Raw genomic sequence first — 12,644 nt, 5'->3', positions numbered from 1 at the left:
AATCCATTCAGACGACGCCTGATTCGGCGAGTTTCGCGAGTTGGCCGGCGTCCAGGCCGAGCAGGCCGCAGTAGACGTCGGTGTTGTGCTGGCCCAGTTCGGGGCCGGCGTGGCGGATGGATCCCGGTGTGGCACTGAGTTTGGGGACCACGTTGTGCATGGGCAGCTCGCCGAATTCGGGATGCGCGATCCGCACGATCGCCTCGCGTGCGGCGAAATGCGGATCGGTGAACATATCTCGGGCGGTGTAGATGCGCCCGGCCGGGACACCGGCGGCGTGCAGGCGTTCCAGCAGTTGTTCCGCGTCGGCGCCGGCGGTCCACGCCGCGATGAGGTCGTCCAGCTCGGCCATCCGGGCGCCGCGGGCGGTATGCGTGGCATACCTTGCGTCGGTGGCCAATTCGGGCCGGTCCATGAGCTGCGCGAGGCGGGTGAAAACCGTGTCCTGGTTGGCGGCGATGAGGATCATGTCCCCGTTCGCGGTCGGGTAGACGTTGCTCGGCGCGACATTCGGCAGCACCGAACCGGTGCGCTCGCGCTGATAGCCGGTGATCGCGTACTCCGGCAGCAGTGATTCCATCATCGCCAGCACCGCCTCGTAGATGGCGGAGTCGACGAGCTGGCCCGCACCGGTGCGCGCACGGTGATGCACCGCGGCGAGCGTGCCGATGGTGGCGAAGACCGCGGCCAGGGAATCGCCGATCGAGATACCGGTGCGGGCCGGCGGATTGCCGGGATCGCCTGTGGTGTAACGGATTCCGCCCATCGCCTCGCCGATCGAACCGTACCCGGCGCGGGGCGCGTATGGGCCGGTCTGGCCGTAACCGGTGACCCGCGTCATGATCAGACCGGGATTGTTTTCCCGCAGCCGGTCGTAGCCGAGTCCCCAGCGCTCCATCGTGCCCGGCCGGAAGTTCTCGATCACGATATCGGCCTGGGCGATGAGCTCCCGGGCCAGCCGCTGTCCTTCGGGATCGCGCAGATTGCAGGTCGCCGACTTCTTGTTGCGCGCGACCACCGGCCACCACAGCGACTTGCCCTGCGATTGTTCCCGGCCCCACTGCCGCATCGGGTCGCCGCTGCCCGGGCTCTCGAGTTTGATCACCTCGGCGCCGAAATCACCGAGCAGTTGGCCGCAGAACGGCCCGGCCAGCAGTTGGCCCATCTCGATCACCCGGAGGTCGGCCAGCGGACCGGTCGATGTGGTTGTGTCAGCGGGCATTTGGGTTCCCATCCTGCGAAGCGCGGCAAACTGGATACACTGTATCCCTGAGTGAAACGACCCGGCAATACGGAGGCACGGTGGACCTGACGCTGATGGAGGTCGCCCCGCGCGACGGTCTGCAGAACGAACCGGAGATGATCTCGACGGCGGACAAGATCCGGCTGATCGAACGGTCCGTCGAGGCAGGCGTGCGGCGCGTCGAGGCGGTGAGTTTCGTGCACCCGCAACGGGTTCCGCAGATGGCCGATGCGGAGGCGGTGATGGCGGGGGTGCCGCGGCCGCCGGGCGTCACCTATGCCGGACTGGTGTTCAACGACAGGGGACTGGACCGCGCGCTGGCCGCCGCCGTGGACGAGGTGAATATCGTTGTGGTGGCCACGGATACGTTCAGCCGCCGCAATCAGGGATGTACGACGGACGAGGGGATCGAGCGCTGGCAGGCGCTCGCCGAGCGTGCCGCCGCGGCCGGTCTGCACCGCACCGTCACCATCGCCGCCGCGTTCGGCTGCCCGTTCGAGGGCGAAGTGGCTCCCGCGTCGGTCCTGGATCTGATCCGCCGGGTCGCCGCCGCCGCGCCCGACGAGATCGCGCTCGCCGATACCATCGGCGTCGGCACACCCGACCGGGTGCGCACCCTCATCGCCGGAGTCGCGGCGCTGGCGCCGTCGGCGATACTGCGCTGCCACTTCCACAACACCCGAAACACCGGTTACGCCAACGCTGTCGCCGCCATCGAGGCCGGTGCTCGCGTGCTGGACGCGAGCACCGGCGGTATCGGCGGCTGCCCGTTTGCCCCGGCCGCCACCGGCAATATCGCGACCGAGGACCTGCTCTACCTGCTGGACCGGATGGGCGTGACGACCGGTGTCGATGCCGGACGGGTGCGCGAAACGGGACAGTGGTTGGGCGAACTGCTGGGCAAACCGGTGCCCGCGCTGCTGGGTCGCGCGGGGCCGTTCCCCGCCGCCGCCGTGTAGACGAGGCCGCGGGCTAGCGGATATCCAGCAGGGCCAGCAGTTGCTCGGTGTGGCCCGGCAATTCCGTGGCGGCGAGGCCGGTGAGTAGATCTCGAAGCGGCAGTGGCTGATCCACCAGCAGCGTGCCGGCCGAGATCAGGCGAGTGGGCACCAGGGTGTCCAACTCCGCGTCACTCAGTGCCGGACCGCTGAACTCGCACAGGGCCTCGCCTTGGCGACGGACCCGTTCGCGCAGCCCCGCGCCGTCGCCCGCCAGCTCGACGGCGCGGCCGATGGTCCAGGAGTCCTGGGCCAGCCGGTTGTCATAGGTCGTCGGCGCACCCGCGGCGACGGCGGACGCCGCGGCGAGGGTCATGGCGGTGACCAGGCTGACGTGGCCCAGCACCTGGTCGGCATTCCATTCGCCCGGCCCGGGATCGCGTGTCGTCTCCGCCTCGGCGACCGTGGCGGCGGCCTCGATCAGTACGCGGTAGGCCTCGCGCAACGCGGTGGTGTCGAGCATCGTGTCTCCTCGAGCTCAGGCGTGGGCCGCTGACATCTCCCACGGGGCTTGCGGCAGTACGGCACCCGTCTCCAGCAGCGATTTGAGATTGGCGAGCACGGCGGGCCAGCCGGTGGAAATGCCCTGCAGCATCTCCTGGTTCGGCAGCTTCTCGTGGGTGACGGTGAGCCGCACGATGTCCTGATGGGGTTCGATCAGGAAGGTCACCTCCGAAGCCTCCCGTTCGACCTCCGGCGAATCCTCGAAGGTGACGACCAGGCGGGTCGGCGGATCGGATTCGAGCACCTTCCCGACGACGTCGATTACGCCCGACCCGTCGGCCCGCCGATGCTCCCAGCCCGAACCCGGCTGCCAATCCGACACATTCGAGTGGCCCCAGAACTGGGCGGTGACATCCGCGTCGGTCAGCGCCTCCCACACCTGTTCCGCACTCGCCCGAATGTAGGTGACGTAAACATAATCGGGCACCGTTGTAGTCATAGCTTTCTCCTCTGCTTGGTTCTTGATAGCGCTGATCGCGTCCAGTCGCGGCTTGTCGAAGACGGAAATCCAGCGCTGCTCGATGTCGTGGATAGGACCCGGATCGAGGTAATGGACTCGCTCCCGCCCGCGTCGCAGCACGGTGACGAGCCCGGATTGCTCGAGGATGTCCAGGTGCTGCGTCAACGACTGCCGCGCCATCTCCACCCGCTCGCACAACTCCCGCAATGTCTGCCCATTGCGTTCCCGCAGCCGATCCAGCAGCAGCCGCCGCGTCGGATCGGCGAGGGCTTTGAACACCAGGTCGATGTCGGGTTCGGATCGCACTCCCAAATCATGCAGGTGATTACCTGCATATGTCAACGGGCAGTGTGGACGCGTTGGATTTGCTGTTCAGCGAACTGCTGTTGCTCGTAGCTGGGTCAGCAGTGGCTCCAGATCTTCCAGGTCGGCCAATCCGTATACGGTCTCGCTGACGGTGTCGGCCTCGGCGGGGGTCAGCAGATGGGTGGTGTTGAGGCGGAATTTGGTCGCGAGTTCCTCGGGTGAAAGTGGGTTACCGGGGCCGCCCCGATTGACGTCCACGCGTTCGGTGCGGGTGCGGCCGTCGTGCAGTTCGGCGGTGAGCACGGCGGGGAACTGGTGCGGGAAGATCTTGTCGCAGTGCGGGTCCGGGACGCAATCGAGCTTCGCCGCCAGGGCGAGGCGCTGTGGGTCACGGGCGGCGGCGTCGGTGAAGTCCTCGTGGAACACCCCGAGGCCGCCGCCGCCCAGCAGCGCCGCGGCAACGGTGTACGGGCCGGAAAACGCCGCGTGATAACCGGATTCGGGGCGACGCTTGGCGTCGAGCGGTTCGCCGATGGTGCGCAGTACCGGTGCCGGTGCGCCCAGCTCCAAGCGGACCACCTCCGCGGCGGTGACGCCACGGGCGCGGAGGCGGAGTGCGGCGTCGATGCCCGCATGGGTGAAGTGGTTGCACGGGTAGGGCTTGAAGAAGACCCCGGGCAACTCCCAGTGCTCGCCGAGCGCGCCGGTGATCGCCGAGGGTACCGCTCGGTCACCGCAAAAGGCTTGCAGCAGACCGAATCTGCCTTCGATCACGGTCGGCGGGCCGGTCATGCCGTGCCGTGCCAGGCTCGCCGCCGTCACCGCGGCGTGCCCGGCCCACCCGCAGTGCACCCGCTTCACGGTGCCGCCGGTGCGATTGGCTTCCAGCAGTCCCGAACCCATGCTCGCGGCGATGCCGAGGGCGTGGGCGATGCCGTCGGCGTCCGAGCGGTACAGCATGGCGGCCGCGGCCGCGGCGCCGACGGCCCCGCAGATCGCGGTCGCGTGCTGGCCCCGCTCGAAGAAGACCGAGTTGCCCAGAGCCTCGTCGTAGCCCGCCATGCCGAGGCGCACGGTGATCTCCACACCGACGGCCACCGCGTCCAGCAGCGCCGCACCGGCAGCGCCGGTAGCCTCCGCGACCGCCAAAGCGGTGGGTACCACCGAAGCCGAAGGGTGCAGCACCGACGGCAGGTGCGTGTCATCGAAATCCATGGCGTGCGCGAGGGTTCCGCCGAGCAATGCCGCACTGGCCTCCGGGTGGCGGCCGGGCAGGCCGAGCGCGGTCGCGCGCGGCGTGCCGCCCCACTCGGTGATCAGCGCGCGCACCGTCGCCGCAGCGGGAGTGTGTTGGGCCGCGAGGCTGTTGCCGAGGACGTCGAGCACCCGGCGGGCCGCGTCGGCGCGCAACTCCGTACCGAGACCACGATCGCGCGCCGATGCGGCGAATTCCGCCAACCGCTGAACGATTGTCCGCTCATTCATGAACGCACCGCCCTACTCTCGCCGTCGATGATCCCCGACTGGTCATCGCCCGAACCAGAGCAGCCACTGGATTCACCGCTGGCCTCGGTTCGCCCGGCCGCGTCCACCTCGTCATCGGCCTACCGCCGCGAAAGGGCGGACCGGAGACCCGGTTCCGCCGACAATGCGCAAGGGTGCCAGTACGAACACGAACTCCGAAATCCTCTGGGCGGAAAGCACTTCCAGTGCCAGATGTTCGAGGATGAAGATCCCGGATTCCACCAGCAGCACCCGGTGTACCGGCAGCACGCTGTGTCCCGCGCCGGGAGCCAGGCACTCGTAGGCGGTGGTGTCGGCACCGGTGGCGGCGATGCCGCGGGCCGCCAGCCACCGAGCACCCGCCACCCCGATGCCGGGTACGCCGGACTGCCCACCCAGATACGCCTCGGGACGGTCGAACAGCCGCGCCCACCCGGTGCGAATCAGCACCACATCCCCCGACGTGGGCTCGGCCCCGGCCAGTGCCGCCGCCCGCGCCAAATCCTCGACGGTGACTTCGTAACCGCCGGGCAGCGTGTCGGTGTCGTGCACCCGGGCGATATCGAGCAGGATTCCGCGCCGCAGGAAGCCGGGCAGATGCTCGGCCCCGTGCACGGTGAACGTCCCGCCCCGCTGCGCGTCGGCGGCATCGATGCCGCCGTGTAGCCGGCCGTCCTGGCTGACGTGGCTGAGCGCGTCGATGTGGGTCCCGACATGCCCACCGGTCACAATGATCTCGTTGGACGCGGACCCGCCGTCGGGGCGCACCATGTCACCGTGCCTGCGCGCCAGCGTCATTCGGAAGCCGGGATGGTTGGGTGAACAGGGCATGCCGGTGAAGAACGGCTGCCCGAGTTCGATCAGATCGACACCGCCGCGCACCGCCTCCAGCAACGGATCGCGCCTCCGGTGCGTTGACCGCAGGACGGTGTCTCGCTCGCTCATCGCACGACTCCGGTGGTGCGGAGTTCGGCCAGCCGGTCGGCGGTCACACCGTAGCCCGCGAGCACTTCGGCGGTGTGTGCGCCCAACGGTGGCCCGGTCCAGCGGATTCGGCCGGGCGTTGCGGACAGCCGGAACAGCACGTTCTGCATTTTCACGAGTCCCAGTTCGTCGTCGGGCAGTTCGGCGATGGTGCCCAGCGCCTGGAATTGCGGATCGGTCATGATGTCGGCGGCGGTGTAGATCGGTGCCACGGCGGCTTCGGCTTTCTCGAAGGCGCGCACCACCTCCTCGGTCGATCGGGCGACGATCCAGCCGCCGACCGCGGCATCGAGTTCGTCTGCGTGCCGGGCTCTTTCGGCTCCCGAGCCGAACCACGGCTGCTCGGCGAGGTCGGCCCGCCCGACCAGGCGCACAACCCGCTCGGCAACCGACTGGGCACTGGTGGACACCGCCACCCAGCCGCCGTCCGCCGTGCGATAGGTATTGCGGGGGGCATTGTTGGCGGATCGGTTGCCCATCCGCGGCTGCAGTTCACCGAGTTGGTCGTAGGCGATGAGCTGCGGCCCGAGCACGGTGAGGATGGGTTCGATGATGGCCATGTCGATCTGCTGACCGTGTCCGTCGCGGTCGCGGGCTCGCAGCGCGGTCATTACCGCGAAGGCGGTGGCCAATGCGGCGATGCCGTCGGCGAGGCCGAACGGCGGCAGGGTCGGCGGCCCGTCGGGTTCGCCGGTGACGGCGGCGAACCCGCTCATCGCCTCGGCCAGCGTGCCGAAGCCGGGCCGGTGTGCGTACGGGCCGATCTGGCCGAAGCCGGTGACCCGGGTCAGCACCAGCCGGGGGTTGATCGCGCGGAGTTCGGCGTAGCCGAGGCCCCAGCGCTCGAGGGTGCCGGGGCGAAAATTCTCGATGACCACATCCGCGTCGGCCACCATGCGCCGGAAGATCTCCTGGCCGTCGGGCGAACCGAGGTACAGGGTGACCGACTTCTTGCCGCGCCCCAGCATCTTCCACCACAAGCCGACCCCGTCCCGCTGCGCGCCGTGGGTGCGCACCGGATCGCCGTTGGGGTGCTCGATCTTGATCACCTCGGCCCCGAAATCCGCGAGCAGCGTCGCTGCCAGCGGCCCCGCGAACAGTGTCGCCACATCCAGCACCCGGATTCCCGACAGCGGATCGGTCATCGCCCCAACTCCTCACCGCCGCAGTTGTTTCCCACAACGAAACGCGAGAGTGCTTCTGCGGCATTGACTATCAGCGCATACTACTGCCATGATCGGCCAATTGGTAATGATGTTTCGCACAGAGAAACTGGAGTCATCGTGGCGGCGACCGACCTGCTGATCCGGAACGCCCGCGTGGTGCGCCCGGGTGACCCGTCCACCGACAGTCCCGCGGCCGTGGATATCGCTGTCGCGGAAGGTGTCGTCACCGCCGTGGGCCCGAATCTGGCCGCGGGGGGCGTAGACCGCGTGGTGGATGCCCAAGGGCTGCTGGCCTTTCCGGGCATCGTCGACGCCCATCAGCACTGGGGTATCTATCAGGAGCTGTCCGCCGACACCGCCAGCGAAAGCCGGGCCTGTGCCCAGGGCGGCGTCACCACGTCCATCACCTACATGCGGACCGGGCGCTACTACCTGAATCGGGGCGGCGCCTACCGCGACTTCGTGCCGGAGGTGCTCGACCGGATGGCAGGCCGCGCCTTCGTCGATCACGCCCTGCACCTCGCCCCGATGACCGCCGAGCATATTGCCGAGATCCCCGCGCTCATCGAGGATTTCGGCATCACCTCGTTCAAGATCTTCATGTTCTACGGTGGGCACGGCCTGCACGGGCGCGCCACGGATCAGGCCGACTTCCTGATGATTCCGCCCAGTGCGCGCTACGACCTGGCGCACTTCGAGTTCGTGATGCGTGGAATCCAAGACGCACGTGCGCGTTTCGGTGACCGGATCTCCCTGTCGCTGCACTGCGAGACCGCCGAGATCATGACCGCGTACACCGAGATGGTGGAGCGCGCGGGCACGCTGACCGGCTTGCGCGCCTACAGCGCCTCGCGTCCCGCCCATTCCGAGGGTCTGGCCATCACCATGGCCGCCTATCTGGCCCACGAAACCGGCTTGGCGAACATCAACCTGCTGCACCTGTCCTCGGCCAAGGCGGTCGAGGCCGCGCTCACGATGGCGCGAGCCTTCCCGCACGTCGACTTTCGCCGCGAGGTCACCATCGGTCACCTGCTCGCGGACGTCGATACCGCGCACGGTCTCGGTGGCAAGGTGAACCCACCGCTGCGCGACCGCGACGACGTCGAGACGCTGTGGCGGCATCTGCTGGACGGCGACATCGACTGGGTGGTCAGCGATCACGCCTGCTGCCGCGAGGAGCAGAAATTCGGGGCCGACCGCGGCGACGTGTTCGCCGCCAAGTCCGGCTTCGGCGGCGCCGAGTACCTGTTACCCGGGCTGGTGGGCGCGGGGCGGAAGCGTGGTCTGCCGCTGTCTCGCATCGCGGAGTTGACCGCATGGAACCCGGCCCAGCGCTACGGCCTGCGAACCAAGGGCGCCATCGCCGCGGGCTTCGATGCCGATATCGCGCTCGTCGATCCCGGAGCGCGCTGGACCGTGCGGGCCGCGGATTCCGAATCCGCGCAGCAATACACGCCTTTCGAGGGATTCGAGATGAACGCCCGGGTCACCGATGTCTTCCTGCGGGGTCAGCACATCCTGAACGACGGCAAAGTCCAGGGCGATCCGCAGGGCCGCTATCTGCGCCGCGCGCCGGTCTGAGGCGAGTGTGCCCGAGGGCCGCTCGCGGCGGCGACCTCCGCTACATCCACACTGGAAGCGCATGCCGGGTGGCATCATCCCTCCGGCCGACCGAGGAGACCGATGCTGTCCGTCGCACTGTTATCGCTGGCCGGATTCCAAATCGCGTGTGTGCTGATGCTGCGGGGGAGCGCGGTAACGGGGCCTGCTCGGCTGTGCCTCTACGCGGTCGGCATCGGATTGGCTTACGACTCGGCGATATTCGGGCTGGGCGCCACACTGGGTCCGGGCAATCTACTGCACGACCTCAGTGTGGGCAGATTCGTCGGCCACGTGGTACTGACCCCGCTGCTGGTGATCTGGGCCGCGCAATGCGTGCTGCGGATCCGGATGCGCTGGGCCTGGCTGCTCACCGCCGCTCTGATCGCCTGGGGCGCTGTCGCGGATCTGACCGACCTGCGTCTGATCCCACGCCGGTTCGCCGATACGGTCCGGTACGCCCCGGAAACACCGTCCGGCCCGCCGATCCCCGCACTGGTCGTCTCCATCGTGCTGCTCATCGCCGGAATCATGCTGTGGCGCAAGCTGAATTGGCCGTGGCTGGCGCTGGCCACGGCCATCCTTTTCGTGGCCTCGGGCGCGGCCTTCGCGGTACCACCGCTCGGCAACGCCGGTGAGGCCGTGATGTTCACCGCCCTGGTGGCGGCCGTCCGGCTACGACAGCCCGTGCATGAGCTCGCCTGAAGCGGCACGGTGCTCGTACTCGTCGAAATCGACCTTCCGGGTCTTGCGGGCGTAGGCGACGTGCGAGCCCGGCCAGACGGCGGTGACCTTGCCCTCGGGAGTGTGATACCAGCCGGGGCAGCCGGTGGTGAATACCGTGCGCCGCAACGTGTGCTGGAGTCCGTCGTTGAACGCCTCCTGCACTTCCGGGCGCACGTCGAGCCACCCGCCGCGCGCGGCGATCCGCTCGATCGCCTGGCGGGCGTAACGGGCCTGCTTCTCCAGCAGGAAGGTGATGGTGTTGGTGAGCGACCCGGTGTTGGGCCCGTACATCAGGAACATATTCGGGTAGCCGGACACCGTGATGCCGAGATGGGCGTACGGCCCGGACTTCCACTCCGCGTGCAGTTTTCGTCCGTCGAGCCCGGTGATGTCGATCGGCGCGAGATACTCGCTCGCCGTGAAGCCCGTGCACCACACGATGACATCGGCGGCCACCTCGCTACCGTCGGAGAGCACCAGTCCGCGCTCGGTGACGCGGTGGACGCCGTGTGGATGCAGGGTCACATGCTCTCGGTCCAGCGCCGGATACCAGGCGTTGGACAGCAGCACCCGATTGCATCCGAACCGGTAGTCCGGCGTCACCGCCGCGCGCAGCTCCGGATCGCGAATCTCGCGGCGGATCTTGAACTTCAGCCAGTACTCGAACGCGATCTGCACCGGTTCGGCCCAGCGCGCGATGAACGGCGCCCGCGCTTCGTACCAGAGCCATTCGGCATTGTGTTGCAGCCGTGCGAGTCCGGGCACGGTGCGCAGCAGGGCGCGCACGGTCTTGCTGGTCTGATGGTCCCATTTGTTGCCCACCCAATACGCCGACCGCTGCACCACCTCCAGCGCCGCGACCCGGTCGGCGATGGCGGGCACGATCTGCACCGCGCTCGCACCGCTACCGACCACCGCGACCCGCTTGCCGGTCAGATCGACGCTGTGGTCCCACTGCGCCGAGTGGAACTGCGCTCCCGCGAAACTGTCCATCCCGTCGAGTTCGGGCAGTTTGGGCCGGGACAGCTGCCCGGTCGCGCAGATCAGCGCATCGAAGTAGTCCACCTCCCCGCCGGCCTGCTCGACCCGCCAGCGGCCCGCGTCCTCCTCGAAGGTCGCCGCGACGACCTCGGTACCGAACCGGATCTTGCGGGTCACGCCGTACTTGTCGGCGGTGCGCCGCAGGTATCGATGGATCTCCGGCTGGGTGCCGAACCGCCGCGACCACTCCGTCTCCAGCTCGTAGGAGAACGAGTAGATCGGCGACGGCACGTCGCAGGCCGCACCGGGATACGAGTTCGCCCGCCACACGCCGCCGACGGACTCGCCGCGTTCGAAAACGGTGTAGTCGTGAATGCCGTTGCGGTCCAGTTCGATTGCCGCGGCCAGCCCGCCGAACCCCGCACCGATGATGGCGACCGACACTGCCTTACTCGTCATGGTTGGACGGTAGGCTCGCGGCCCCGGTCGCGACGAGGTCCGATCCGGATGAGCTATTGTCATTTCCGGACATGAGCACGGACAGCACAGCCGAGACTCCCACCTGGGACCATCCGCGCGGACCCGCCGCCACGCGGATTCTCGTCGAGCTGGGCGCGGCGCACGGGCTGACCGCCGCCGAATGCCTGTCCGGCACCGGCCTGCGCTCCGCCGACCTGGACCGCGCCGACACCTTCATCGAGGGCGGGCAGGAACTCGCCATCGCGCGCAATCTGCTGAACCGGGTCGGTGACCAGCCCGGACTCGGCGTCGCCGCCGGGTTGCGCTACACCATCGGCACCCTGGGCGTCTGGGGCTACGCCATGCTGTCCAGTGCGAGTGTGCGCGAGGCGATCCGCCTCGGCGTGCGATATGCGGAACTGTCCTTCGCGTTCATCAAACCGGTGCTCGAACCCAGCGGGTCAGACCTGACGGTGATCTTCGACGACACCGACATCCCCGCCGACGTCCGGGGGTTCTTCGTCGAACGCGAGCTCACCAAGATCGCCGTCCTCTCGCCCATCGCGATCGGCGCGCATCAGGGGTTGCGGGTCGAGGCGGCGTTCACCGGCTCCCGCGCGACGGCCCTGCGTGCACTGCTGCCCGGCGTCGACCTGCGTACCGGAACCGAGCGGCACCGGATCGTGGTCGCCGCCTCGTTGCTGGATCGCCCACTGCCGCAAGCGGATTCGACCACCGCGCTGCTGCTGGAAGAACAGTGCACGCGCATGCTGGAGGCCCGGCGATCGCGTCGCGGCATTTCCGCCCGCGTGCGCGCCCTGATCCTCGCCGACATCGACCACGCTCCCTCGGCCGCCGATATCGCCGCCCGCCTGCATCTCGACGAGCGCACGCTGCGCCGGCACCTGCGGGCCGAGGGCACCTCGTTCCGCGAACTCGTCGACGAGGTGCGCTCCGCCCTGGCCGCCGATCTGCTGACCCTGGACCGGCTCACCCTCACCGAGATAGCGCGTCGTCTCGGCTATCACGACGCCGCCGGTTTCAGCCGCGCCCACCGTCGCTGGACCGGCCGCGCACCCCGCGAGCCGCGCCGCTAAAGCCTGGTGGCGGGGAGGTTTTGGGCCAGAATGGCCGAACCCATCCAGCGCCGTAGATACCGCCGCAGTTCATCGTCGCTGCGCGGCGGATTGCTCGGCGCGGCGAAGAACGACTGCTGGATGCGCAGGCAGAATTCGACGAGTTCATAGAGCGCCTGCTCGTCGTATCCGTAGCTCTCCCAGTCGACATCGAAGCGCCGGATCATCTGCATGCCGAACATCTGCGCCGCGTCGGAGGTGAGGCTGTCGGGATGCACGTTGGAGTACGCCCCCGAGACCAGAAGGCCCAGGTGCGGGGTGCGCGTGACCTCGGCCAAGGTGAAGACCACGCCTTCGGTCATCGCCTCGGCCGGGTCGTGGATGCCGCTGACCCGCTCGGTCAGCCGATCGAGGAACTCGGCCACCGACGCGATCGCCGCCGCCCGCATCAGCGCGTCGGCGCTGGCGAAGTAGCGGTAGACGGTCTGCCGGATGACGCCGAGCGCGTCCGCGACGTCGGCGATGCTGATCGCCGACCCGGTGCGCCCGATCAGTTCGACCGCGGCGGCGATGATTCGGCTCGTCGCCTCTTCGTCGCTGCTCGGCGGATTGCCGCCCCACCCGCGCCTGCCTGCCACT

12 protein-coding genes are annotated in these 12,644 nt (G+C 68.6%); 4 read left to right on the top strand and 8 right to left on the bottom strand.

Features of this window, described 5'->3' with window-relative positions; all coding sequences use genetic code 11:
- Nucleotides 1-7: 7 nt before the first annotated feature.
- Nucleotides 8-1,222: a CaiB/BaiF CoA transferase family protein gene (locus tag BJ987_RS27985; RefSeq protein ID WP_245366159.1), complete on the bottom strand. Its 1,215-nt coding sequence runs from the start codon at nt 1,220-1,222 to the stop codon at nt 8-10.
- A gap of 95 nt (nt 1,223-1,317) precedes the next feature.
- Here BJ987_RS27985 and BJ987_RS27980 point away from each other — a divergent pair, with 95 nt between their 5' ends.
- Nucleotides 1,318-2,202, top strand: a complete 885-nt coding sequence (locus BJ987_RS27980) for a hydroxymethylglutaryl-CoA lyase (RefSeq protein ID WP_245367560.1) — start codon at nt 1,318-1,320, stop codon at nt 2,200-2,202.
- A 13-nt stretch (nt 2,203-2,215) separates the two neighbouring features.
- Here the strand turns inward: BJ987_RS27980 and BJ987_RS27975 are convergent, their stop codons facing one another.
- From BJ987_RS27975 to BJ987_RS27955, 5 genes are all read right to left on the bottom strand, one after another.
- Nucleotides 2,216-2,704: a DinB family protein gene (locus BJ987_RS27975; RefSeq protein WP_209895794.1), complete on the bottom strand. Its 489-nt coding sequence runs from the start codon at nt 2,702-2,704 to the stop codon at nt 2,216-2,218.
- A 15-nt stretch (nt 2,705-2,719) separates the two neighbouring features.
- Entirely contained in the window at nt 2,720-3,487 is a 768-nt protein-coding gene (locus BJ987_RS27970) for an ArsR/SmtB family transcription factor (RefSeq protein WP_209899187.1), read from the bottom strand.
- A 90-nt stretch (nt 3,488-3,577) separates the two neighbouring features.
- A complete protein-coding gene (locus BJ987_RS27965) occupies nt 3,578-4,996 on the bottom strand; it encodes an MmgE/PrpD family protein (RefSeq protein ID WP_209895793.1) in 1,419 nt (472 codons plus the stop codon).
- A gap of 111 nt (nt 4,997-5,107) precedes the next feature.
- Nucleotides 5,108-5,959: a cyclase family protein gene (locus tag BJ987_RS27960; protein ID WP_209895792.1), complete on the bottom strand. Its 852-nt coding sequence runs from the start codon at nt 5,957-5,959 to the stop codon at nt 5,108-5,110.
- The gene (locus tag BJ987_RS27955) at nt 5,956-7,143 is read right to left on the bottom strand and encodes a CaiB/BaiF CoA transferase family protein (protein ID WP_209895791.1); all 1,188 of its coding nucleotides are present in this window, start codon (nt 7,141-7,143) and stop codon (nt 5,956-5,958) included. The genes BJ987_RS27960 and BJ987_RS27955 overlap by 4 nt, the downstream gene beginning before the upstream one ends.
- 138 nt (nt 7,144-7,281) lie before the next feature.
- Between BJ987_RS27955 and BJ987_RS27950 the strand changes: the two genes are divergently transcribed.
- Both BJ987_RS27950 and BJ987_RS27945 read left to right on the top strand, forming a co-directional pair.
- A complete protein-coding gene (locus tag BJ987_RS27950; protein WP_209895790.1) occupies nt 7,282-8,745 on the top strand; it encodes a dihydroorotase in 1,464 nt (487 codons plus the stop codon).
- A gap of 102 nt (nt 8,746-8,847) precedes the next feature.
- On the top strand, nt 8,848-9,468 hold the full coding sequence (locus BJ987_RS27945) for a hypothetical protein (protein ID WP_209895789.1): 621 nt from the start codon (nt 8,848-8,850) through the stop codon (nt 9,466-9,468).
- Here the strand turns inward: BJ987_RS27945 and BJ987_RS27940 are convergent.
- Nucleotides 9,439-10,929, bottom strand: a complete 1,491-nt coding sequence (locus tag BJ987_RS27940; protein WP_209895788.1) for a flavin-containing monooxygenase — start codon at nt 10,927-10,929, stop codon at nt 9,439-9,441. The two genes, BJ987_RS27945 and BJ987_RS27940, sit on opposite strands and share 30 nt — an antisense overlap.
- Nucleotides 10,930-11,000: 71 nt before the next feature.
- Between BJ987_RS27940 and BJ987_RS27935 the strand changes: the two genes are divergently transcribed.
- The gene (locus tag BJ987_RS27935; protein WP_209895787.1) at nt 11,001-12,026 is read left to right on the top strand and encodes an AraC family transcriptional regulator; all 1,026 of its coding nucleotides are present in this window, start codon (nt 11,001-11,003) and stop codon (nt 12,024-12,026) included.
- Here the strand turns inward: BJ987_RS27935 and BJ987_RS27930 are convergent.
- Nucleotides 12,023-12,643, bottom strand: a complete 621-nt coding sequence (locus BJ987_RS27930) for a TetR/AcrR family transcriptional regulator (RefSeq protein ID WP_209895786.1) — start codon at nt 12,641-12,643, stop codon at nt 12,023-12,025. The genes BJ987_RS27935 and BJ987_RS27930 overlap by 4 nt on opposite strands.
- Nucleotide 12,644: the final 1 nt, after the last annotated feature.

Origin of the sequence: Nocardia goodfellowii (genome assembly GCF_017875645.1) — a bacterium.
Taxonomy (GTDB): domain Bacteria; phylum Actinomycetota; class Actinomycetes; order Mycobacteriales; family Mycobacteriaceae; genus Nocardia; species Nocardia goodfellowii.
The sequence above is the reverse complement of the archived record's forward strand: the minus strand, read 5'-3'. Positions and strand labels throughout refer to the sequence as shown.